The sequence below is a fragment of the Thiocapsa sp. C2-2m genome, from assembly GCF_041903745.1.
Taxonomy (GTDB): domain Bacteria; phylum Pseudomonadota; class Gammaproteobacteria; order Chromatiales; family Chromatiaceae; genus Thiocapsa; species Thiocapsa roseilacustris.
In genome coordinates, this window is the sequence record NZ_JBBWVD010000005.1 from 1 (window position 1) to 20,996 (window position 20,996).

The 20,996-nt window shown below is 64.1% G+C and carries 29 protein-coding genes and 1 pseudogene; 19 read left to right on the plus strand and 11 right to left on the minus strand.

What is annotated here, in order from left to right; translation table 11 throughout:
- The 3 genes from AADX97_RS04790 to AADX97_RS04800 form a co-directional block, all read right to left on the minus strand.
- Positions 1-847 (minus strand): Y-family DNA polymerase (locus AADX97_RS04790; protein WP_374239268.1); only part of this gene is annotated, 847 nt, incomplete at its 3' end.
- Between the two features lie 10 nt (positions 848-857).
- On the minus strand, positions 858-1,463 hold the full coding sequence (locus AADX97_RS04795) for an HD domain-containing protein (protein WP_374232274.1): 606 nt from the start codon (positions 1,461-1,463) through the stop codon (positions 858-860).
- A 68-nt stretch (positions 1,464-1,531) separates the two neighbouring features.
- A complete protein-coding gene (locus AADX97_RS04800) occupies positions 1,532-1,945 on the minus strand; it encodes a LexA family protein (RefSeq protein ID WP_374232275.1) in 414 nt (137 codons plus the stop codon).
- A gap of 398 nt (positions 1,946-2,343) precedes the next feature.
- Between AADX97_RS04800 and AADX97_RS04805 the strand changes: the two genes are divergently transcribed.
- The 3 genes from AADX97_RS04805 to AADX97_RS04815 all read left to right on the plus strand — a co-directional run bounded on the left by AADX97_RS04805 (position 2,344) and on the right by AADX97_RS04815 (position 4,073).
- Positions 2,344-2,604, plus strand: coding sequence for a CopG family ribbon-helix-helix protein (locus tag AADX97_RS04805; RefSeq protein ID WP_374232276.1), 261 nt, complete (start codon positions 2,344-2,346; stop codon positions 2,602-2,604).
- Positions 2,601-2,891, plus strand: a complete 291-nt coding sequence (locus AADX97_RS04810) for a type II toxin-antitoxin system RelE/ParE family toxin (protein WP_374232277.1) — start codon at positions 2,601-2,603, stop codon at positions 2,889-2,891. Before AADX97_RS04805 ends, AADX97_RS04810 begins: the two co-directional genes overlap by 4 nt.
- A 972-nt stretch (positions 2,892-3,863) precedes the next feature.
- Positions 3,864-4,073 (plus strand): hypothetical protein, encoded by a 210-nt coding sequence (locus AADX97_RS04815; protein WP_374232278.1) that lies wholly within the window; start codon positions 3,864-3,866, stop codon positions 4,071-4,073.
- A gap of 249 nt (positions 4,074-4,322) precedes the next feature.
- On the opposite strand, the gene AADX97_RS04820 is transcribed toward AADX97_RS04815, so the two are convergent.
- The 4 genes and pseudogenes from AADX97_RS04820 to AADX97_RS04835 all read right to left on the minus strand — a co-directional run bounded on the left by AADX97_RS04820 (position 4,323) and on the right by AADX97_RS04835 (position 6,180).
- Positions 4,323-4,565 (minus strand): hypothetical protein, encoded by a 243-nt coding sequence (locus AADX97_RS04820; protein WP_374232446.1) that lies wholly within the window; start codon positions 4,563-4,565, stop codon positions 4,323-4,325.
- A 91-nt stretch (positions 4,566-4,656) separates the two neighbouring features.
- Positions 4,657-5,049, minus strand: a pseudogene (locus tag AADX97_RS04825) (DNA-processing protein DprA); the annotation flags it as partial.
- A gap of 83 nt (positions 5,050-5,132) precedes the next feature.
- A complete protein-coding gene (locus AADX97_RS04830) occupies positions 5,133-5,696 on the minus strand; it encodes a GNAT family N-acetyltransferase (protein ID WP_374232279.1) in 564 nt (187 codons plus the stop codon).
- 91 nt (positions 5,697-5,787) lie between these two features.
- A complete protein-coding gene (locus AADX97_RS04835) occupies positions 5,788-6,180 on the minus strand; it encodes a DUF302 domain-containing protein (protein ID WP_374232280.1) in 393 nt (130 codons plus the stop codon).
- Positions 6,181-6,420: 240 nt separating this feature from the next.
- On the opposite strand from AADX97_RS04835, the gene AADX97_RS04840 reads away from it, so the two are divergent.
- The 7 genes from AADX97_RS04840 (at position 6,421) to AADX97_RS04870 (ending at position 10,317) form a co-directional block, all read left to right on the plus strand.
- Positions 6,421-6,882, plus strand: a complete 462-nt coding sequence (locus AADX97_RS04840) for a hypothetical protein (RefSeq protein WP_374232281.1) — start codon at positions 6,421-6,423, stop codon at positions 6,880-6,882.
- A gap of 235 nt (positions 6,883-7,117) precedes the next feature.
- Positions 7,118-7,765: a hypothetical protein gene (locus AADX97_RS04845; RefSeq protein ID WP_374232282.1), complete on the plus strand. Its 648-nt coding sequence runs from the start codon at positions 7,118-7,120 to the stop codon at positions 7,763-7,765.
- A 420-nt stretch (positions 7,766-8,185) separates the two neighbouring features.
- On the plus strand, positions 8,186-8,332 hold the full coding sequence (gene eutB / locus AADX97_RS04850) for an ethanolamine ammonia-lyase subunit EutB (protein ID WP_374232283.1): 147 nt from the start codon (positions 8,186-8,188) through the stop codon (positions 8,330-8,332).
- Positions 8,333-8,362: 30 nt separating this feature from the next.
- Complete coding sequence (eutB, locus tag AADX97_RS04855) at positions 8,363-8,728, plus strand: ethanolamine ammonia-lyase subunit EutB (RefSeq protein ID WP_374232284.1); 366 nt, start codon at positions 8,363-8,365, stop codon at positions 8,726-8,728.
- Complete coding sequence (locus tag AADX97_RS04860; protein WP_374232285.1) at positions 8,725-9,159, plus strand: ethanolamine ammonia-lyase light chain EutC; 435 nt, start codon at positions 8,725-8,727, stop codon at positions 9,157-9,159. The genes eutB (AADX97_RS04855) and AADX97_RS04860 overlap by 4 nt, the downstream gene beginning before the upstream one ends.
- 225 nt (positions 9,160-9,384) lie before the next feature.
- Positions 9,385-9,720 (plus strand): hypothetical protein, encoded by a 336-nt coding sequence (locus AADX97_RS04865; RefSeq protein ID WP_374232286.1) that lies wholly within the window; start codon positions 9,385-9,387, stop codon positions 9,718-9,720.
- 96 nt (positions 9,721-9,816) lie between these two features.
- Positions 9,817-10,317, plus strand: coding sequence for a hypothetical protein (locus AADX97_RS04870; protein WP_374232287.1), 501 nt, complete (start codon positions 9,817-9,819; stop codon positions 10,315-10,317).
- A gap of 65 nt (positions 10,318-10,382) precedes the next feature.
- Here AADX97_RS04870 and AADX97_RS04875 read toward each other — a convergent pair whose 3' ends face one another.
- Positions 10,383-10,769: a hypothetical protein gene (locus AADX97_RS04875; protein ID WP_374232288.1), complete on the minus strand. Its 387-nt coding sequence runs from the start codon at positions 10,767-10,769 to the stop codon at positions 10,383-10,385.
- 251 nt (positions 10,770-11,020) lie between these two features.
- Here AADX97_RS04875 and AADX97_RS04880 point away from each other — a divergent pair, with 251 nt between their 5' ends.
- From AADX97_RS04880 to AADX97_RS04905, 6 genes are all read left to right on the plus strand, one after another.
- Positions 11,021-11,302 (plus strand): DUF1778 domain-containing protein, encoded by a 282-nt coding sequence (locus AADX97_RS04880; protein WP_374232438.1) that lies wholly within the window; start codon positions 11,021-11,023, stop codon positions 11,300-11,302.
- A 26-nt stretch (positions 11,303-11,328) separates the two neighbouring features.
- On the plus strand, positions 11,329-11,829 hold the full coding sequence (locus AADX97_RS04885; RefSeq protein ID WP_374232439.1) for a GNAT family N-acetyltransferase: 501 nt from the start codon (positions 11,329-11,331) through the stop codon (positions 11,827-11,829).
- Positions 11,830-11,953: 124 nt separating this feature from the next.
- A complete protein-coding gene (locus AADX97_RS04890) occupies positions 11,954-12,817 on the plus strand; it encodes a Fic family protein (RefSeq protein WP_374232289.1) in 864 nt (287 codons plus the stop codon).
- A gap of 180 nt (positions 12,818-12,997) precedes the next feature.
- The gene (locus AADX97_RS04895; RefSeq protein ID WP_374232290.1) at positions 12,998-13,378 is read left to right on the plus strand and encodes a hypothetical protein; all 381 of its coding nucleotides are present in this window, start codon (positions 12,998-13,000) and stop codon (positions 13,376-13,378) included.
- 367 nt (positions 13,379-13,745) lie between these two features.
- The gene (locus AADX97_RS04900) at positions 13,746-14,183 is read left to right on the plus strand and encodes a DUF2357 domain-containing protein (protein WP_374232291.1); all 438 of its coding nucleotides are present in this window, start codon (positions 13,746-13,748) and stop codon (positions 14,181-14,183) included.
- A gap of 53 nt (positions 14,184-14,236) precedes the next feature.
- Positions 14,237-14,425 (plus strand): DUF2357 domain-containing protein, encoded by a 189-nt coding sequence (locus AADX97_RS04905; protein WP_374232440.1) that lies wholly within the window; start codon positions 14,237-14,239, stop codon positions 14,423-14,425.
- Positions 14,426-14,533: 108 nt separating this feature from the next.
- Here the strand turns inward: AADX97_RS04905 and AADX97_RS04910 are convergent, their stop codons facing one another.
- From AADX97_RS04910 to AADX97_RS04920, 3 genes are all read right to left on the minus strand, one after another.
- Positions 14,534-14,932: a transporter gene (locus AADX97_RS04910; RefSeq protein WP_374232292.1), complete on the minus strand. Its 399-nt coding sequence runs from the start codon at positions 14,930-14,932 to the stop codon at positions 14,534-14,536.
- 155 nt (positions 14,933-15,087) lie between these two features.
- Positions 15,088-15,975, minus strand: coding sequence for a hypothetical protein (locus tag AADX97_RS04915; RefSeq protein WP_374232293.1), 888 nt, complete (start codon positions 15,973-15,975; stop codon positions 15,088-15,090).
- A 12-nt stretch (positions 15,976-15,987) separates the two neighbouring features.
- On the minus strand, positions 15,988-16,269 hold the full coding sequence (locus tag AADX97_RS04920; RefSeq protein ID WP_093185077.1) for a hypothetical protein: 282 nt from the start codon (positions 16,267-16,269) through the stop codon (positions 15,988-15,990).
- Between the two features lie 453 nt (positions 16,270-16,722).
- Here AADX97_RS04920 and AADX97_RS04925 point away from each other — a divergent pair, with 453 nt between their 5' ends.
- The 3 genes from AADX97_RS04925 (at position 16,723) to AADX97_RS04935 (ending at position 20,838) form a co-directional block, all read left to right on the plus strand.
- Positions 16,723-18,399, plus strand: a complete 1,677-nt coding sequence (locus AADX97_RS04925; RefSeq protein ID WP_374232294.1) for a sigma 54-interacting transcriptional regulator — start codon at positions 16,723-16,725, stop codon at positions 18,397-18,399.
- A 289-nt stretch (positions 18,400-18,688) separates the two neighbouring features.
- Complete coding sequence (locus AADX97_RS04930; RefSeq protein ID WP_374232295.1) at positions 18,689-19,024, plus strand: putative quinol monooxygenase; 336 nt, start codon at positions 18,689-18,691, stop codon at positions 19,022-19,024.
- Between the two features lie 89 nt (positions 19,025-19,113).
- On the plus strand, positions 19,114-20,838 hold the full coding sequence (locus tag AADX97_RS04935) for a SulP family inorganic anion transporter (protein WP_374232296.1): 1,725 nt from the start codon (positions 19,114-19,116) through the stop codon (positions 20,836-20,838).
- Positions 20,839-20,996: the final 158 nt, after the last annotated feature.

Consider the following 20,996-nt stretch of genomic DNA (forward strand, 5'->3'; position numbering starts at 1 on the left):
GGGCGGCGAGCCCCTGCGACCGCAGCTTCTCCCCGGCACGGCTCGCAAACGCCGTCACCGCCGCCCGCAGCTCGGCCGGCGCGGTCACCGCGGCACCGAAGCTGCGCGAGACCATAACCTGGCGGCGCGGCGGCGCCACCTCCTCCAGCGCCAGACAGGCTTGCCCACGCAGCTCCCGGGCGATGCGCTCGACCACCACCCCGAAGGACGCGCGCAACCGCTGCGGGTGCGCCTCGCACAATGCCCGCGCATCGGCGATGCCGATCGCGCGCAGATGTGCCCCCAAGCGCCCGGCGATGCCCCAGATGTCCTCCACCGGCACCGCGGCCAGCACGGCGTCGGGGTCCGGCAACAACGACCAATCGAGCACCGGACCGGCCGGGCCCTGGCCCTTCTTCGCAAGCCGATTGGCGAGCTTGGCGAGCGTCTTGGTCGGGGCGATCCCGACCGCCACCGGAATGCCGGTCCAGCGCCGCACGGTCCGGGCGATCTCCAGACCCAGGGCGGTGGGATCCCGGACCCCGGCCAAGTCCAGAAAGCACTCGTCGATCGAATAGACCTCGATGCGCGGGGCGAACCCCGCCAGCACCTGCATCACCCGCCGCGACAGATCCCCGTAGAGGGCATAGTTCGAGGAGAAGACCGCAGCATCGGCCCGGCGCAGAACCGCGGCGTACTTGAAGTAGGGCGCCCCCATCGGGATGCCGAGCGCTTTGGCCTCGTTGCTGCGGGCCACCACGCAGCCGTCGTTGTTGGAGAGCACCACCACCGGGCGCCCCTCCAGGCTCGGCCGGAAGAGTCGCTCGCAGGAGGCGTAGAAGTTGTTGCAGTCGACCAGGGCGAACATGGCGGGCGGCTCATGCGGGATCACCCGCGGCAAGCGTCTGCACTGCCGCCCACTCGCGGTGCAGCGCCTGGACGAGCGCGCTCGGCACCCGCTCCCCGAAGGCCGCGATCAAGGCCCCGTAGTACCAGAACACCGCCGTGCGCTCGGCACTGAAGCGCGCCCAGACGCTCGGGCCGCACTCCAGCCGATCCAGGTGGATGGCCTGCAGATTGGCGAGCTTGTCGCAGGCCGAGACCAGCAGCCCCGGCCCCGTGGCCTGGGCCAGATGCGCCAGATAAGCCTCCTTGCGCTCCCGCCAGGGGGCCTTATGACCCGCCGCATTCGGCACGTCATCGGTGCAGAAGCGCACCAGCGCCAGCACCTCGGCGCCACACTCGGTCGCGATGCGCTCCGCCCAGTGTTCTCCCCCATCCTCGAGCACATCATGCAACAGCGCGGCGATGATCTGGTCGGCGTCCCCGCCGTAGCGCTGCACCAGCGTTGCGACCGCGACCGGATGGGTGATGTAGGGCAGCGCCAGCCCCAGGACATTGGCCGTGCCCTTGCGCACCTGCCCATGGTGGGCCTGCGCGGCCAGACAGAGAGCGGCCTCGAAACGGGTCGCGAAGCGTGTCATGGGTGATTCCTCGGCAAAGGCACCAGACTAGCACTGCCCCGCGACAGTGACTGTCGCACCCGCACGGCTCAGAACGAATGCACGACATGGGCAACCACGCCCCAGACCACCAACCCCATCTCGCCCTGAATCTCCAGCGGCGCATAGTCCGGATGCTCGGGCACCAGCCAGACCCGCGCACCCTCGATCTTCAGGCGCTTCAGGGTCAGCTCGCCATCGACAGCGGCCACCACGATCGATCCGGACTTGGCCTCGCGCGAGCGGTCCACCACCAGTAGATCGCCGTCACGGATCCCGGCACCCGTCATGGAATCCCCCTGCACCCGCAAGAAGAAGGTCGCGGCCGGATGCCGGATCAACTGCTCGTTCAGATCAATGGTGCCTTCGAGATCGTCGTCGGCCGGCGAGGGGAAGCCGGCCGGGATACGCGCGCCGAAGAGCGGGAGCGGGCAGGGGAGCGGAGCGAGCGTGCAGGCGTGCATGATCATCGGCTTGCCGAACACAGCGGATGAAGCTGCGGCGCAATCAGGGCGCAGGCGGCGACGACGGATCGAGACATGACGGATGACCGAAGCTGTATAAATGTCCAGTCATGATAGCGCATGCAAGGGTAATCGGACCAAGCCGAGCCGGCCGGGCTTTAGGGGTCGCGATGGAGATGGCCTCGACGAGAGGTGATCCGACCCGCGACGGGGTCCAAGATCGACGCGATCTCGCCCTGGCTGATGGTGCGCACCAGCGCGAAGCAATGGATCGGGGCACCCGGAAAGGCTGGGGCGAGGTGGGGCAAGACGCCTGATTCATCGCATTTGCTTGTTTCTCCTTGGTCTTTCATGTCATGATTGCGAAATATTGCAATGCAAACACATGAGGCTCCCACATGGCCGGAAGCACCATCACCGTGCGCACCGACCCGGAAGTTGCCGCGCAAATCGCCTTCCTCGCGGAGGCCATGGATCGGTCCCGAAACTGGGTGATCGAGGAGGCGCTCAAGCAGTACATCCAGGCCCAGTCCTGGCAGCTTGAAGGAATCAAACAGGCGCAAGCCTCGCTCGATCGCGGGGAAGGCATCCCGTTCGAGGCGGTAATGGAGGAAATAGACGCGCTGATCGAGCAGACAGCGCGCACGCGTGACGCATGACGATCGTCTTCTCGCCACAGGCGCGCGACGATCTTCGGGAGATCTTTCTCGACATTGCCAGCGACAACCCGGACGCGGCGCGTGCTCTGCTGAAACGTCTTCGCCGCCGCATCACGGACCTCGAGGACACCCCGCACATCGGCAGGCCCGGCCGCGTTCCCGGCACGCGCGAGCTGGCCATCCCCGGAACCGCCTACATCGCTCCCTACCAGGTCAGCGGCGATCAGCTGCAAATCCTGCGTGTCTATCACGGTGCCCGGCAGTGGCCGGATCACTTCGAGGGGTGACCCCTAAAGCACCGCCCCGTCATAGGCATCGCCGCCGGCGGCGCGTCTGCCGCTGACCCCGCGCGACTGGCGACGAACTGTCCCGTCGAGACCCGGCGCAGAGGCGAGTGCATTCAGGTCAATGCGCTCCGGGGGGCGAGGGCGATCCGGCCCAACGCGCTCATGATCTCGACCCGACGTCGATCCAGGTCGACGTCGCTGGAAAATCTTCGCATGCATACGGTATGTTGTCTGTTCCGTGACTCCAACCGCGACGTTTCGCCAGAAGGGATCATGAAGACACCACAGCTGTCCGGGCTCGCCTGCCTTGCGGCGATCCATCTGCTCGTTGCCGCCGGCACCGCCCAAGCCCAATCGTGCGAGCCCATCCAGTTCAAGCGAGGGCATGACTCGGGCACCGTTCGCGGGATCGCTCCGCCGGATGACGTTGTTTGCTATGAGCTCAGAACCGGCGCGGGCCAACGTGCGGACGTCTCTGTCGAGGGCAGTAATGTCATGTTCTCGGTCCCCGGTCTTGTCGATGGGCGGGACCAATACAGCTTCACGACCGAGAAGAAAACCTATCGGATTGACGTCAGCCAACTCATGCGCTCCATACCGCATTCTTCACGTAGCGCTGGATACCCGGCCCGATCCGGAACCGCCGCCGTTCGCCGCCTTGACCGAGTCGTCCTGCCTGCTCGTGGAGGTCGCCGGCACGCACCCCCGAGGCGAGCAGGCTCCGCCCGGCGTCCGGCGCACGCGGCTCGCCGAGGCGATCGCGCCCGCAAGCGCTGTACCGTGACGCTGAGACCCCACCGAACGGGCATCATGACGATCGGGCGGAAAAGGCCCGCGGATCGCCCGTGCAAGCCACAACGAGCCTTCTTTGATCAGCCAGCACCGGGGCATCGGAACCAGAATCACCTCCGGCCCCAGAAGGGTGGAGAGGCAAGCGCCGGCGTCGAGGTTCTCCTCGGCGCGCCGAGCTGCATGCTCGATCGCCACGAAGCCACCCTGGTTAAGGCAGCAACCGGCCAACTGCGGACATCGCCCAGTGCGCTGCTCACGGCAGGTGGACGCCGGAAGCCGACACTGACGACCTTCGCCGGGAGCAAGGCGGCGCTGCAGGAAGCGGACGTTCGATCGCGTTTCCCGGCGGCGGCAAGTTCGTCCCAATTGCTGTGGCTCAACGCGATGTAGTTGGGTGGCAGTGGTTCATGGGGACCTTGGCCCAAACCCACGATCGAGGATGTCGAGGTACTCTACGGCACAGGCGCTGTCTTGCCGGAACCGTCGACCTCGAGCCTGGCGGCAATCAGTAACGTCGCGGTATCCCCGGGGCGTGTTATAAGGCGCAGAAGGGCCGTCCGCGCGGCCTGAGCCTGGCGGATTGGGTCGTCCACCCGCCCGCCGGAAGGTTGGTAGGGAGGGACGCTGTTCATGTCCGACTCACTCGCCTCGGCCCGTCTTGCCTTCGGGAACCGCTACTATCAGTGGTGCGTCCAGCAGCTCGAAGAGGAGCTGCGCCACGATTTCCAGCTCCTCAGGCGCCTGCGCGAAGGCACCGCCATCCGCTACCTGGCTTGGGCAGACTCCCTCTCCGCCGCCCGTCGCGAGGCATTTGCCCGTTCCATGCTCGGCCGCATGTTCCGCCCATTCTCCCTCCAAATTGGTCTCGATCCGTCCTCGCACGACCCGGCACCAGCCGATCAGTTTCTTGCCCAGCTTGGGTCAATGCCCCCCGCGTCCTTGATCGCGCTAGAACAGCGACGATTTCCAGCGCCATCGTACGGTTGCGTTGCGGAAAGTGGAACCGCTGGGTTTTGGTCCCCGGCGGGAACTGGGACACCAGCAAGTGATCCGTCGCGATGCGCGCTTGGAGCAGATCGTTCTGACGTGGGTAGGCACGCTCAAGCGGGGTACCGGTGACCGCGATGGTCCGCCCGCCCGCCGCCATCGCCGCAGTGTGCGCAGCGGTGTTGATCCCCATCGCCAGCCCACTGACCACCACGGTACCCTCGTGCGCCAGCCGAGCAGCGAGCTTGCGCGCCCGCGCCAAACCGGCCGGCGAGGCTTGCCGCGCGCCGACGATGGCCACGCGCGCAACCCTTCTGCAGGATCCCGAGATCGCCCGCGACATACAGATGCTCGGGCGCATGCTCGCGCTCGACCGCATTGAGCGGGCCCAGAAGCTGGTCAGGTGTATAGGTCGCAGGGTTCATATACCGGGGGAGCATAGCGCACCCGAGACCCCGGCGGTCAACCAGGCGGACCGACCGTGTCGGACCACTCCGAACGCAACAGCGCCTGCAAGACGACATCCTCGTACAGGCCCCACTTGCGAACCCGTTGCCGCAACAGCCCTTCCACTTGGAAACCCAAGCGCGACAGGACCCGCCCCGACGTCGGATTGCGGACCATGTGGTAGGCATAGACCCGGTTGAGGTCCAGATCCCGAAACGCGTAGCGCAGGACCGCAGCGAGTGCCTCCGCCATGTACCCGCGCCCCCTGGTTTCGACCGCCAGCCAGAAGCTTAACTCGGCCAGGGCGTGCTCGGGCTCGATGTCCCGGAGCTCGGCGAAGCCGACGAATACCGCGGGGACATGCGTCCGGAATGTGAAGGCCACGCCGTACCCCAGCTGCATCGCCTCGACACGGGATCCAACATAGCGCTCGGCGTCTTGCGCCGAGAAGGGATGCGCAATGGAGATCATGGTGTCGGCCACCTCGCGCCGCCCGGCCGCGGTCTGAACCACGCTCAGGTCCTCGACACCGATCGGCCGCAGGACTAGACGCTCGGTCCGGATCACGTCACCGAGCATGGCGTTTCCTGTTCAAAGGATGCATGTTGATCGGTTGCCCCTTCGCCGCAGAGCGCCATGCCGGCCGCGCGCACCTGCCCGGACGTCCGCGTTACGCCTTCAGTGCCGTTGCCACCCGTTCCAGAATGGCATGCGCCTCGGCGGCGACCTGATCGGCCACTTCATCCTCAACCAAGGCGAGCACGGGAATCGGATCCATGAAATCCACGGCCGTGCGTGACGGCGAAACCTCCCGAACCACGACGTTGCAGGGCAGCAGCGCCCCCGCAGTGGGCCGAGAGCCGATCACGCGGCTGGCCAGCCCTGGCGCACAGGCTCCCAGGGTGCGATAGCCGCCGATCTCTTCGTTCAGCTTGTGTCTCAGGATCGCGGCGACATCGACGTCGCTGACGATTCCGAGACGCTCCGCCGCCAAGGCGGCCACGACGCGCTCTACGGACGCGTCGAAAGGGTGGTCGATCTCTACGCCAAAGGCATAACTCATCTTCTTGGCCTCGATCCTGCTCGGCGAATCCTGCGGACTCGGCAAACCGAGCGGAGATGACCGCGGACGGGCCGGAAGCGCTTGTGCCGACCCAGGATATCGGCACCGATTTGGAGCGGATTGCCCTAGATCAATCGTCCGCTGCATTGTCAGGTTGCAGCTGTCGATACTTTGGGGAACGCGCATGTCGGGACAACGCGCCTCGGCCCGTCTCTGTTCAACCCCGAGACCGTACCGATCATGTCCTCTACGCTGTCGTCGCTCTGCGGGGTATCGCTCGTGTCTGAAGAAGCCGCTATTCATGTCCATGGGGCCGACTACGAGAAGGTCGATTCGTCCTATTTCGAGCATCGGCAGTTGAAACAGGGCGCGGCGGGGTGGGTTCTGCTCGCGGGGCTCGGCGTGGCCTATGTCATCTCGGGTGATTTCGCCGGTTGGAACTTCGGACTCGGGCAGGGCGGCTGGGGTGGCTTGCTGATTGCAGCCATTCTGATGGTGACCATGTATACCGCCATGATCTTCTCGCTCGCCGAGCTGTCGTCGATGATTCCGACCGCTGGCGGCGGATACGGCTTCGCGGCCTCGATCATCCCTTCGCCCACAGCGGCCACCGAATGCGTCGTCAGGCCATCCTGGCCTGACGGAATCAGGGCTGGAAGCCCTGACGACGCAAGGATCGCCAGTAGCTGGACCAAACGATGATCAAGGCCCATTTCTTTACTGTAAATCGGCAGCCCGTTCGTTTATTTTGCATCGCATGGGCCAGGCCATTCGTATCACATCAGAGCACACCAATATTACGAAAACATGATGCGATTGCCCTAGACTGAGTAGGGTCTACTTCAGCAATCGAGACGAGCAGGCTGGCTTAACTTCAGGCAGAAATTGTCCGGACTTGGAGCCCACTTCACTTATGTAATACTTGAGGGCCGATGATATGACCCACAAAGCGTCTTTGTTGCATGCCGATCCGATTCTCTTCTCGCCGATTTATCTTAGCGCAAACACTGTTTCCACAGAAAAGCTGCTCCCTTTTTATCGCTTTTTGAATATTTTTTTTCCGAAGATCGATTCCAGTCTAGTGAAGACGATCTTGGATATGGAGCGGCACGGCGAGCAACTGACAGCAAACAGTTCTCCGGAAGAGCGGGAGAAGCTGATCCGGCAGATGAACTGTCTGAGTGTGAATATACAGCTGACGGTCAGTGATGAAGAAGAAAAGATAATGGAAATGTCTGTTCGCATTGTGCCCAGTGAAGTGCTGGAACGGGCGCAGCAGGGAAGGAATGATCTGATTCATTATCATCGCTTGAGCGATGATCTTGAGAAGCTGGTCGTCAAGTTGATCGCAAAAGAGGTTAGTCGCCGCTTTACGACTAAACTATCGGACGGCTTCCAAGCGCTGACGGGGTTCAGGCAAGTGCCATCTTTTATTACCCAACTGCTTGAGATCGGGGCTCTCCCGGATTTCAGGAGAGCGTATAGGTTATTTAAAAACAGGTATTTAAGCCAAATGCAACCGTACATGCGAACCCCGAAATTTGGACAGGTGTTCGAATACGGGTACGGCCACGAATGGCGCTAAGTTAAGGCGCGCGCATTTTATAAACAATGAGCTGCGCGGGTCGCAGATGCGCGAAAAGACGAGAAGCCACCGCCGCGAGCCTGGAAAGCCAGGCGCGATGCCTAGGCTCAACAATCTCTTCATGGACCAAAAAGGTAAGCAGTCAGGTCGGGGCTTCCAATGTTGGCCCCGCGCAGATGGTGCACTGCCGGCGGAGAGGCGGAGCCTAGCCCCTTCGGGAATGGTACACATGCGAAACGTAGTAAGCCCGATCGCCCCCACAAGGACGGTGGACAGCGGCCCGCAAGGGTCGACCCGCGAGCGAGCGAGCGAGCGGGTAAAGGATGCCGGAGGACTACCGGCCAACACCGCTTAGACGGATCTACATCCCCAAGAAAAAACGGAAGGCATTTTTGCACATCGGCAACATCCGATGTCGAGGTGTCGTCACAGCATCGGCGGTACGACTTACCCGAGGCCGTGGTCCCTTACGATGACGACGAGGTCACGCGGCTCATCATCGACGATCATGATACCGCCGCCTTCGCCCGGGTCGAGCATTTGACCGTCGGCGATTTTCGCAATTGACTCCTGTCCGAGCAGGCCGACACGGCAGCCTTGTCCGCCTTTACGGAAACGGGGATGCTGCTGGGCGTGCCGATGGGCTGCGACGTCTGCTACACCAACCATGCCGAGGCCGACCAAGACGACATGGACGTCCTGCTGACCTTGCTCGGTGTGGCTGGCTGCAACTACATCATGGGCATCCCCGGCTCGGACGACATCATGCTCAACTACCAGACCACGTCGTTTCACGATGCCCTCTATGTCCGCGAGCTGCTTGGGTTGCGTCCAGCGCCCGAGTTCGAGTCCTGGCTCGGCGAGATGGGGATCTTCGACGCCGCGAATCGGTTGATCGTCTCCGACAGGCTGCCGGAGCCCTTCCGCCGGGCCTTGGCTCGGTTGCAACAGGCGGCTCCATGACCGATCGCGCCCACCCCGTCGTTGCGAATCCCTGGTCGTCGCTGCGTCGGTTCACCGATGCGCGGATCGCGCTTGGCCGCGCCGGGAGCAGCCTGCCCACAGTGGCGCACCTCGCCTTCCAGCTGGCGCATGCGCAGGCTCGCGATGCCGTTCACCTGCCGTTGGATGGCGATGCGATCTCCGCGCAGCTCGACGCGCGTGGGCTGGAAAGCCTACGTCTTCACAGTGCGGCCCCGGATCGCCTTGTCTATCTGAAGCGCCCGGACCTCGGACGACGGCTCAACGACAGCTCGCAAGCCTTATTGGCGGAGCGAGCGATGGCGCTCGGGGCAGGGCTGGATGTGGTCTTCGTGATCGCCGATGGCCTTTCGGCGCGCGCGATCCACGAGAATGCCATTCCTTTCGGTATCAGATCGACCAGCGTATCGTGATGAACGTCTACCGGGCCGGCGAAATGCTGAAGCTCCCCGGGCTCGGTGCGCTCGACATCCGTTGGTCGCGCGTTCCAGGCGGCGCGCCAAAGACGCATAGGGGCGGACTCCAACCAGTGACCGGTGGCCGCGCAGCGGCGTTACGGCTCTTTTTCCGACGACTTGACTCAGGCTCTTTGCATCGGTATATTAGTATTAACTTATTTTATGGCTGAGCAAAGACTCATGAAATCCACACTCTTGATCCTGATCGCGACCCTGATCGCCTCTCCCGCCGTGTTGTCCGATACCAAGATGCCGGAATGCGATCTTGATCGCATCACCGCGCACGACCGGTCCGTCACAACAGAGGCCGGCCAAGATTGGTTTGCGCAACAGCGCCGGATCGCGGCAGAGCTCGAGACCGAGCACCTGCTCGCGACTCTGCACCAAGGTGGATTGTCCAGCAGCGAGTTGGAAGACGCCGCCAGCTCCCTGTCTGAACCGAACGTGACCGAGCTGCTCGCGACCAGTGCCTACTACGAGGCCGTGTTCCAGGGGCGTGTTGCGATCCTCAACTGATCGCATCAGCCTTTCGCCAAAGAGACCATGCGGCCCCCGGCTGTACGGTTTTTTTGTGTCTTGGTGGACCGGTTGTCCTGTCTCGGAGGAATCCTCATGCACGCAACCCGTTTGATGCGATCCACCGCCATCGCCGTCGTCGGACTGCTCGCCATCCTGGCCGGGAAGGTCAGCGCCGTTCTGCCGCCGGATGCGGTGGAGGGGCTCAAGGCCGATGCCCAAGCGGTCCTCGAAGTAAAGGTGTTGGAGGTGCAGACCGCTGCGGATCCGGCGGAGCGCTTCGACGTCATCTATCGCATGGAGGTCATCTCCATGCTGCGTGGGACCACACGGGTAGAGCCGGGTGAGACCATCCGGGTGCGCTCGTACGGCGTAAGCCAGGCGCTCCTCGAGAGCGGCTTCGTCGGCCCCAAGATCCCGGACTTCCTGGAGCCGGGCTGGATCGGCACCGCCTACCTGGATCCCGACCCGCAGGCCTCCGGCGCCGACGCCGAGCGCCAATTCACGATCGCCGCACAGGGCGACAGCTTCGTGGAGCTGCCGCCGGGTCCGCCCTCGCTGAAGTACAGCGTCATGCCGCCCGAAGGCGAGCAGTGAGTGGCTGGCGAATCGCGGGATCGACCGCAACTCCCTTGAGATTGCGGTCGATCCGCCCTCGGACATCAAGGCGCGCCTCGCCCGGATAAGCCCGGACACTCCAGACCGACCCGCCAGTCTTCCACGAACGTCTCGAGCGACTCGATGAAGTCCGGATCGTGCTCGGTGCGGTTGATCGTGCAATGCACGAGCACGCCCTCGGGTTCCGCCGTCACCGTCCAAGCCAGCGCGTTCGGGCAGCCGGGGAGGGTGAAGCGCACGCCGTCGCGGATCGGCTCGCGCCGCACATGGAACTGGCCCCAGAGGCAGTAGATCTCGCCGGCATCGATCTCCTCGCGCCAGATCAAGACACGGTCGATTGCCGCGCAGTGCTCGACTAGGCGCGGCCCGGTGATCCGATCGCGCAGCTGATCAGCGGACGCGACGAGGCGCGCAGTGGCAAAAAACTCCATGGACGAGACTCCCGTGTCGAGGGGCGACAGACGTGTGATGTATACCTTATATAGGCACAAGCTCGCATTTCTTGAATGCCTGGAGGGTGCCCGAGCGGTCAGAAAGACCCCATCGCCACCGACAGCTCGACGCCCGGTCTCAAGGTGTAGATGCGCGGCTCGGTGCCGATGGTCGTCAGCAACCGGTCGACATCCGCGGTTTGCAGTGTACGGATAAGTTACGTACAATGATGGCAGGAACCAAGGACACCATGATGCCGAGAGAAACGATCCGCACCGCCCGCTTCGAGGCTCGGGTATCGCCCGAGGTACTGGCCGTCGTCAGGCGCGCCGCCGAGCTCCAGGGACGCAGTGTTAGTGATTTTGTCGTCGCCGCAGCTCGGGACGCGGCCCATCGCGCGATCGAGGATGCCTGCATCATCCGACTGTCCGTCGAGGATCAGCACCGGTTCGCGGAGGCGCTGCTGAACCCGGAACCGCTCACGCCGTCGATGGAGGGCGCCGTCGCACGCTACCTTAGCCTGAACGCGTAACGCTCGTGCCCGGAGACGGATTTCATATCGAGCTACTCGGAGCGCAGGATCGCGAGGCTTTTTGCAGCGGCGTCGGCGCACTTGATCGGTATTTCAGAGAACGCGTAAAGCAGGACGTCCGGCGTCGCGTGAGCAACTGCTTTGTGTTGCTGGACGCCGAAAACCAGGTTGCCGGTTACTACACCTTTGCAGCGGCGGGCATCCCGCTGGCCGACTTGCCCGAGAGCCTGACCAAGCGTTTGCCGCGTTACCCATCAATTCCTGCCGGGCTGATCGGGCGCTTGGCCGTCGAGCGCCGTTATCAACGACAGGGTCTGGGTGCACTCCTTGTCGTCGATGCCGTTGCCCGCGCCGTCCGGGCAGAACCGGCGATCTATGCGCTTGTCGTGGACGCAAAGGCCGATCACGCTGCCGCGTTCTATGCTCGCCTTGGGTTTCATCGGCTTACGAGCCAATCCAACCGTCTTTTCATCCCGATCAGCGAGATTGCAAAACGGCTTTCGGAATCGGGCCTTGGCCGGTCGTAACATGCGCAGTGGTTGCGCCGCGTGACGATGATCAGAGCTGCTTCTGCGTATTGGTCCCCACGAACGCCGCGCACAGCACCGGCTTCGCCTACCCCCATGTCTGTCCCAACCCTGATGACAGCGTATGACGATCAACGACCTTAGTGCCTTCGGCGGTCTCGACGCCGACATCCGCGCGGCCCTGCTGGCCCAAGTCCGAGATCTTTGGACCCATGGCTCGACGGCCATCGAGGGCAATACCCTGACGCTGGGCGAAACCAAATTCGTCATCGAAGAGGGTCTGACGGTCTCGGGCAAGCCTCTGAAGGACCATCAAGAGGTCGTCGGGCATGCGCGGGCGATCGAGCTGCTCTATCACTGGTTGGACGAGGGATTCACGGACGACAAGTTGTTCGATCTGCATCGAGCCATTCAGACCGAGGTGGTACGCGACATCGACAAGCCGTGCGGCGCCTGGAAGCGGGAGCCCAACGGAACCTACGCCATAACCGCGGACGGGCGGCAGAACTTCATCGAGTATGCGGATCCGCGGGACGTTCCCGAGCTGATGTCGCAATGGTGCGCGGAGTTGAACCGTTTGTCTCGGGATGGCCTGAGCGAGGTCGATGCCATCACGGCCTATGTGCACCTGCATCTGGGTTTCGTGCACATACACCCGTTCTGGGACGGCAACGGGCGGCTAGCGCGTTTGCTCTCCAACCTGCCGTTGCTGCGCTCCGGCCACCTCCCCCTGGTGATCGATGTGAAGGACCGCAAGCGCTATATCGATATCCTGGCGGAGTACCAGCTGACGGTGGGCCGGTTGGTTCCACAAGAGGGCGTCTGGCCAAGTCCTGAGCTGCAAAGGCCCTTTTTGGCCTTTTGCGAGGCGTCCTATGCTGCGACGCGGGCGCTCGTGAGCGGAGCTCGGACTCAGCAAGCGAAGCGCCGTCGCCCGTCGACCCAACCGGCTCGGGCGTCGACGCAAACTGGTGCCCCGGACGGCTGATTGCCCAACCGGGCTTCGGCGGGTCGGATGAAGCCTTCGTTCTGCACGGGCGTTGGTCGGACGAGGCGCTGCTCGATCCGCTTAACTGGGTTCTGAGAAGCCCTTGGGCCTTGCTGCTCGCGACGATCGGCTATGCTGACTCACTCCTCACCGACAACGCCAATTGACATAATATACATTATGCGAAATTCATTCTTGCGCATCGAGCAGGCGCGCCAAGTCGAGATTCCCCTTGGCTCGGATGTCGAATCGCCATCCGGCCCGATCCGGGCGCAGGTCGATCTCGGCACCGAGACGGTCTGCACCGGTGGCGACCGTGGCTTGGAGGTGACCGGAATCCAAGGCGGCGTCCAGGTCGAGCAGATCGAGGCCGAGGTCCCGCGCCTTGAGGTGGCCCACTTTCAGGTGCAGCGTCCCGTCGAGCATCCGCAGCAGCTCGGGTGCCGGGAGCTGCGCAGGCGTCGAGTGGGCGTTACCCGCTATTGGCGAGCCATTGCCGAGGTACGCGAGGCTTCTATGCTCGCATCGGCAACCTGCATTCGGAAGGCGAAGGGCCAGTAGGCTGACCCTGACTCGCCCGCTGGCCCGGCAGAGACAGAGATCGCCACGGCGATGCCCGACAGGCCGATCTCACCCTCAAAGTCCAGACTCGGACCCGGGTTCCGACGGCCGAGCCCCGTCAGATCCAGCCGGTCGATCCGAAAGCTCCGGGGAGGATCCGACCAAGGTCAGCCTTTTGCAACCCAGCCATGAGATGCGTGACATGGCCATCCCATCATGATCGTCTGACAATAACGCTCAATCACTGATTGAATCCGCCAAGAATCATAATCAACGCAATATCCAGCTTCTTACGTGCCGATATCATCCAAAACGCCGTTGCTACGTCTATCGGCTTGAGCCCCTGGACGGCTCGACAGACCTCCACTTGTCGGAGACACGGGTCATTCGACGGAACCCGGCGTCGGACGCGGGCGCCGATGCTGGTTTCATCGAGCCCGGTGACCAATGCGGCCTGTTGCTATTGCTGGTCACGCGCCGGGGCGCGACGGTGCCGGTGGCCGAGACCGCGGTAGAGATCCGCTCCATCAAAATGGGTTATCGCGAGCATTATCGCGGCATGCTGGATCATCTCGCCGAGCGCTGCGCCGGTCTGCTGCTTGACAGCCGGGCGGCGACCCGACTACGTCTCTCCTCGGCCTGGCGAACCGACCGTGCGGTTCTTGAGCAACAACTCGAGTTCCTGCGACACACGCTAAGCTCCGCGCGTTTCCGCGGCGCTGTTGACGACGTGTTACGTAATCCGCACCGGCGCTTGGAGGACCAGCGTCGAGAACAGTCGAACAGTCGATCAGCCGACCTTTGAGAGCGGGTAATGATTTGGCGCGCCTTATCGGCCGCGCCAGCGATCGGGTCTCATTGCCGCCAGATCATCCTCTCAGGCTCGCGCGACCTCGTTTGACATCGCTACCTGCTCGGATCAGAGTCAAGGCACGAGGCGACTTTCTGGATACTCCCGAGAATCGCTTTATCAAGATGGTGCTTGTGGAATTTCGGGACCTTATGGCCACAGTAGCCATCCACCTGGAACGCGCTCAGACGTCGTGAGATCTACGCCGTGTTTGAGATTACGCCAGATCCAGCCTATAGAGATGTCAATTGGGATGGGGCGTTGCTGATGAAAGTCTTAGAAGAATACGAGGCACGTTTGAAACATCAATTGGTGCCGAGGTTGACCACGCGGCTGTTGTCGTATTGCCCCCAGGGCGCCGAGACCTGAAGACTGGCTCCGACGATGATGTCCTGTTTGTAGGCCCGAAACTCCTCGAGTGTCAGGGCGGGCGCGCCCAGGAGGTTGACCGACAGACGGAACCGCGGATCGGCGAATCCGTCGACGATGCGCTCGATCGGCTGCCCTGCGGACTCGGCCGTCCCGGACAGCCAGCTATAGGGCACCATGACATCGACCTTTCCGGATTGGCCCCAAAGATCGAGCACGCGCGCGTAGCCAAGGACGGCGCTGGACGTCTCGAGCTGCGGGTCGGTGACAGGCACCGAGCTGTCGAACGCCAGTCCGCCGCAGGTGTAGCCATACCCCGCAATCAGGAAATTCACGCCGATCGGCGCGTTCGAGAAGGCCCGCGGCTCGATCTCCTAGGCCTGCACCGACGACAACTGGCCGATCAGCAGAAACGCGATCAGAACGCGAATCCGAGCCCGGGATGTGATGTAGGGGTAGGCGACGGTCACCGCGAAGACCCAGATCAACGTCACGGTGAGACGCCGAGTCGCCTTGGCGGTGTCCGCTTCCAGCCAGGAGACCGACATGGCGCCGCGCTCGACGGTCCGGAAATCGCCGCCAAACCGCAGCCCGTCGCCTTGATCGCGGTTCGCTCGATACCGGTCAGGATGGGTTCCAGATCGAGTCCGGCCACTTTGATCGGCGCCCGATGGCTCGAGACCGGCTCGGCCGAGCCTGACCCGGTTTGGAGCAGACGCCTCATGGCATGGCCTTCGAGCTTGACCACACCCCACAGAAGCACGACGAGGAGCAGCGTGGCCGCAGTCGCCAGCCCGAGCCCCTCAAGGATCAGCGGCAGGCTGCGCTGCTCGCGCCGCGCATCCAGCGCCTCTTGGAGCAGATCGACCGCCCTCCCGACCTGCTCCTCGACGGTTTCTCCGGTCATCCCGTCCGCATCCTCGGGAACCAGCCCGAAGACCGGATGACCGTCGATCTGCACCCAGAAGCCGGAGAGATTCGCGAAGGTCGAGCGGATCGCCTCCGCCTTCACCCCCGGGTTGCTCTCCAGCACATCGGCGATCTTGCCCTGGATACGCCGCACCCGATCGGCCGGCGAGATCCCGCCGATATCGGCGCGCAGGATCGCGATCTCTCGATTCCAAAAGGTCAGGCTTGCCGGCTCGCCTTGGCCGACCGCGATCCGATCGGCCTGGGGGTCGGACGCCGATGAGGTCTCCGGAACGGACTCGGGGCCGGCTGCCGAGGCAGTGCCCGTCGCCGGGATACCCACCAGGCAAAGGAGCACGAGCGGGAGGGTGCGCATCAGCCCCCGCCAGCCCGTCGGGAGGCTTCGCCCGGCGCGCCGGGTAAGCGCGATGTCCGACTGCCGCAACTTGATCGCGTCCTGATCGCGCATGGAACGGGCGCGTCAGGTGGCGTTCTGCTCGTTCTGCAAGGCCTTCGCCGTAATCTCTCCGTACAGGGCGAGGGCACGCGTGTAGAGACCTTGCAGGTCGGGCCGGGCGTCGACGTAGTGCTTGACCTGCTCCGCATCCTGCAACACCAGGTTGAGATGGTCGATATCCGAATCGCTCAGGGGCTCGCCGCGATCGACCTTCGCCTTGATGTCCAGCGCCCGAGGGATCCTGAATTTTTCCATGCGATCCAGGATGGCGACCACGATGCCGTCTTCATGGGTTTTTTCGGTCATGCTAGGTACTCCCGAAGGTTGAGGAACTGGCGCCGCCAGACTTGGACCCGGGCATTGATTGCGCGGGAAATCATGCGACCGCTCAGGCTATCCCAAGGGCCTGCGTCGGGCAAGGATTCGCGCCATCGAATATCCCAGCGATCCGGTGAACAGCATCCCCGCGCACCTGTTGGCGGGATCCCGCGATGCTTCGGAGATATCCTTGATTCCAGTGAGACGCGGTTTAGAGTTTTTAATTTTTCAACACTTTTAACCGTGCCGGCTCCGACAGTCATCGGAGCCGGCACGGCCAAGCCACTCCGACAAACGACGCATACCGCACCGGGCGCGGTTTAAATTAGGTTTACACTTACCCATTGAGCCATCGGCAGGAATTCTTGCCGGGCAACCCGCAACCGTGCAGAGGTCGACGTGTCGGACATGAGTCCTCAAACGCCACCGAGAAACGGGCGGATGCCCGGGACATCCGAAGCCGGCTCCGACCAGGACGCCGGCGGGTCGTGCGTTGACCAACCTGACGCCGAGCCGGGTGCAGACGTCGATGCAACGGCGTTCCCGCTCGCCCGGCGCCTGGCGTTCGAGCGACTGCTGGGCGATCTGTCGGCGCGTTTCGCGGATCTCCCGGCGGACGAAGTGATCGACCAGCTCAGGCTTGCCTTGACGCGCCTGACGGACTTCCTCGGGTTCGACCGCTGCAGCTTCGCGGGGGTCAGCGACGCCGAAGGGCCGTTCCAGATCCTCTGCTCGGTGAGCAAGGAGAGCATCGAAGCGATGGCACCGGGTCCGGCCCCGTCGTTGACCTGGTATTTCGGTGAGCTGCGCGCCGGGCGGGTCGTCGCGCTTGCCGACATCCCGGCCGACCTCCCGCCCGAGGCCGTGGTCGAAATCCACTACTGCAAGCATGCCGGACTCAAGTCCAATCTGGCGATTCCGCTGCGGGTCGGCGGGCGAGTGGTCGGCGCCATCGCCTTCAGCGCCTTTCATCGGACGCGCGCCTGGCCGGAGGATCTGATCCTGCGGCTCAAGCTCGTCGGCGAGGTGCTCGCCCAAGCCGTGGCGCGCAGCCGTCGGGAGGCCGCGCTGGCGACCGCGCTGGCGGAGATCACGCACCTGAAGGAACGCCTGGAGGCCGAGAATCAGTGCCTGCGCCAGTCCAGCCGATCCGGCTGCGGGCGACTGCCGAGCAGCCGTTCCCCGCGCTTCAACCGGGTGCTGGAGGAGATCGCCCAGGTTGCACCGACCAACGCCACGGTCCTGCTGCTCGGTGAAACAGGCACCGGTAAGGAGGTCTTGGCCGACGCCATCCACCACCTCAACCAACGCGGCGAACGCCCGATGATCAAGGTCAACTGCGCCGCACTGCCGGCGTCGTTGATCGAGGCCGAGCTGTTCGGTCGCGAGAAGGGTGCCTACACGGGTGCGCTGGCGCGACAAATGGGTCGCTTCGAGCTCGCGGACGGCTCGACCATCTTCCTCGACGAGGTGGGCGAGCTGCCCCTCGAGCTTCAAACGAAGCTTTTGCGCGTGCTCCAGGACGGCAGCTTCGAGCGCTTGGGCGGAACCCGCACCATCAAGGTCAAGATCCGCGTCATCGCGGCCACCAACCGTGACCTTGCCCGCGCCGTCGCCGAGGGTCGCTTTCGTGATGACCTCTATTATCGACTGAATGTCTTCCCGGTCGCGGTGCCGCCGTTGCGCGAGCGCCCCGAGGACATCCCTCTGCTCGCGTGGGAGTTCGTCCGGGAGCTCGGCGAGTCCATGGGCAAGTCGATCGAGCATATCGCCCCGGATTCCATGGAGGCGCTGATAGCCTATGCCTGGCCAGGCAATGTGCGCGAGCTGCGCAACCTGATCGAGCGGGCAATGATCCTGGCCCGCAGCTCGACGCTGCATATCGCGCTCGGCGCTAAGCTTCCGCCGGCAATGCGCACCAGGGGCGACGAGGTTGCCGAGAATACGTCCGCGGGTTCGCTGAAGGACCGGGAACGCGAGCAGATCCTCCAGTCGCTTCAGCAGACGGGTTGGCGTATTCGTGGCCCCGGCGGGGCCGCGGAGCGCCTGGGCATCAAGCCCACGACCTTGGAGTCTCGTATGAAGCGGCTCGGTCTGAAACGCCCGACGTCCGGTTAAACCGCGCCCGGTGCAGTCTGCGATGTTTTTGGATGGGATCGATGCCGGCAGACTCGACGACCGCTGGAGCGGGCGCGGTTTAAGCAGAGCCCACGACAGCGTCGCTCCGAGAAATCGTGGAAACTCTGAAATCACGCGTTGCGGTCTCGGAGTCGCGGAGCGTCTCGGGCGCCGAAGGTCGCGAAGCGATTGACTTGATTGCAGTCCCGAGCGATCGATCGGGTTGTCATGGTTGGCAGGTTATTTGCTGTCGCCTTCGGTGCACTCCGATCGCGCAGGGCTATCGCCGATGATCGTGTTCTCTGTCAGCGTCTGTGTCCCGCCATTGCGACGCGCCGATTTCTTGAAAAGCGTCGGGGCGCTGCTCGAGCCGACCCGCGTCGTGCCGGGTTGTGTGAACTGCCGGCTCTACCTTGACGTTGAAGATCCCGACGCCTTCACCTTGGTGGAAGAGTGGGTGACCCAGGCCGCGCTGGACCGGCATCTGACATCGAGCGCCTTCAAGACCCTGGTTGCAGCGATCGAGATGTCGGCGGAGCCGCCGACGGTCCACTTCGACTGCGTGGGGCAGCGCACCGGCATCGAGGTCTTCGAGGCGGCGCGGCGGGGGCAAGGGTTCTTGTAGCCCGACACGGATCCGAGGCCCTGCCCCCGGCGGGCAGTCGGCGCAAACGAACGATTCCTAACGGAGAACCGGTGAGTATCGAATCCGACGTGACCACGGCACCGCCGACCGGCCGTCTTGCCCGCATCATGCCGGGCTTACCGGCGTTGCTCGGATACCGGCGCGCCGATCTGTCCCATGACCTGATCGCCGGCCTGTCGGTGGCGGCGGTTGCGCTGCCGGTGGGCGTGGCCTACGCCCAGCTCGCCGGCTTCAACCCGGTGGTCGGGCTCTATGCCAGCATCCTGCCGCTGCTGGTCTATGCCCTGTTCGGCACCTCACGGCAACTGATCGTCGGTCCCGATGCTGCGACCGCGGCGCTTTTGGCGGCCGCCATCGCGCCGCTTGCCAACGGCGACCCCGCGCTCTATCTGTCGCTGTCGGTCGTGCTGACGCTGCTGACCGGGCTCTACCTGATCGGCGCCAGTTTCCTGCGTCTCGGTGCCCTCGCGGACTTTCTGTCCCGGCCGATCCTGGTCGGTTATCTGAACGGCATCGCGCTCTACATCATGGCCGGGCAGTTGGGCAAGCTGTTCGGTTTCCCGGTGGATGCCCAGGGTATCGTGCCGAAGCTCATCGAGGTCGCGGTCCACATCGCTCAGACCCATTGGCCGACGCTGGCGGTCGGGGTCGGGACCTACCTGGTGCTGCTGCTGTCCAAGCGCCTGCTGCCGCGACTGCCGGCGGCCCTGGTGGCGCTGATCGCGGCGACCCTGGCGGTGGCGGTGTTCCGGCTCGACGCGCTCGGTGTGGCGGTGGTCGGCGCCGTGCCGGCCGGGTTGCCAACGCTCGCGATCCCGCAGATACCGCTGCACCTGCTCGACGATCTCGCCGGCGCGGCAGCGGGCCTCGCACTGATCAGCTTCACCAGCACCATGCTGACGGCCCGCAGCTTCGCCGCCCGCAACCATTACGATATCCAGGTGGACAAGGAGATGGCCGCCCTGGGAGTCTCCAACATCGCCGCCGGACTGTCGCAGTCCTTCGCCATCGCCGGGGCCGATTCCCGCACGGCGATGAACGACACCGCCGGCGGGCGGACCCAGGTCGCCGGGTTGGTCGCCGCCGGCGCCATCGCCCTAGTCCTGTTGTTCCTAACCGGGCCATTGCAATACGTCCCGATCGCGGCGCTGGGCGCGGTGCTGATCAGCGCCTCGGTGTCCCTGATCAACCTCAAGACGCTGGCGGTGTTGCAGCGCGTGGACCGGGTCGAGCTCGCACTGGCCGTGCTGGCCACCTTGGGCGTCATCTGGGTCGGTGCGCTGAAGGCGATCCTGATCGTGGTCGCGCTGGCTCTGCTGCGGTTCGTGCAACTGTCGGCGCGGCCACGGGCGGAGGTGCTCGGCAAGGTGCCGGGTCTGTCCGGCTTCCACGCGATCGCCCGCCACGCCGATGCCCGCACCGAGCCGGGGCTGGTCCTGTTCCGCTTCAACGCGCCGTTGGTGTTCTTCAACGCGCCCTATTTCAAGCAACAGGCCCTGGCGGCCGTGCACGCGTCGGGACCGGGTCTGAAGTGGTTCGTGCTCGACGCGGTGCCGATCACCGGTGTCGACTACACCGGCTATACCGAGCTTCGGGAGCTCGCCGAGGCCCTGTGCCGACAAGGCGCCGAGCTCGTCCTGGCCGGGCGCATGACCGAGATCGCGCAACTGCGCGAGTCCAAGGGCCTCGACGAGCGCCCCCTCGCAGAGCGGCATTTCCCGACCCTGCGCGCGACGCACAAGGCCTGGCTCGCCGCCACGGCCCCGAAACCCGCCGGGGCGCCACCGGCTTGATGCCGGGGCGACGGGCCGGCCAGGCCAAACCGCGCACAGAGCGATATGCTCGCTTTCGAGTGGGCTCGATGTTTGATGCACTCACGGCCCTCAGTGGAGGCGCGATTTAAAATAATAATATATTTTTTAATATCTTAAACCGCGCCGACTCCAGCGGT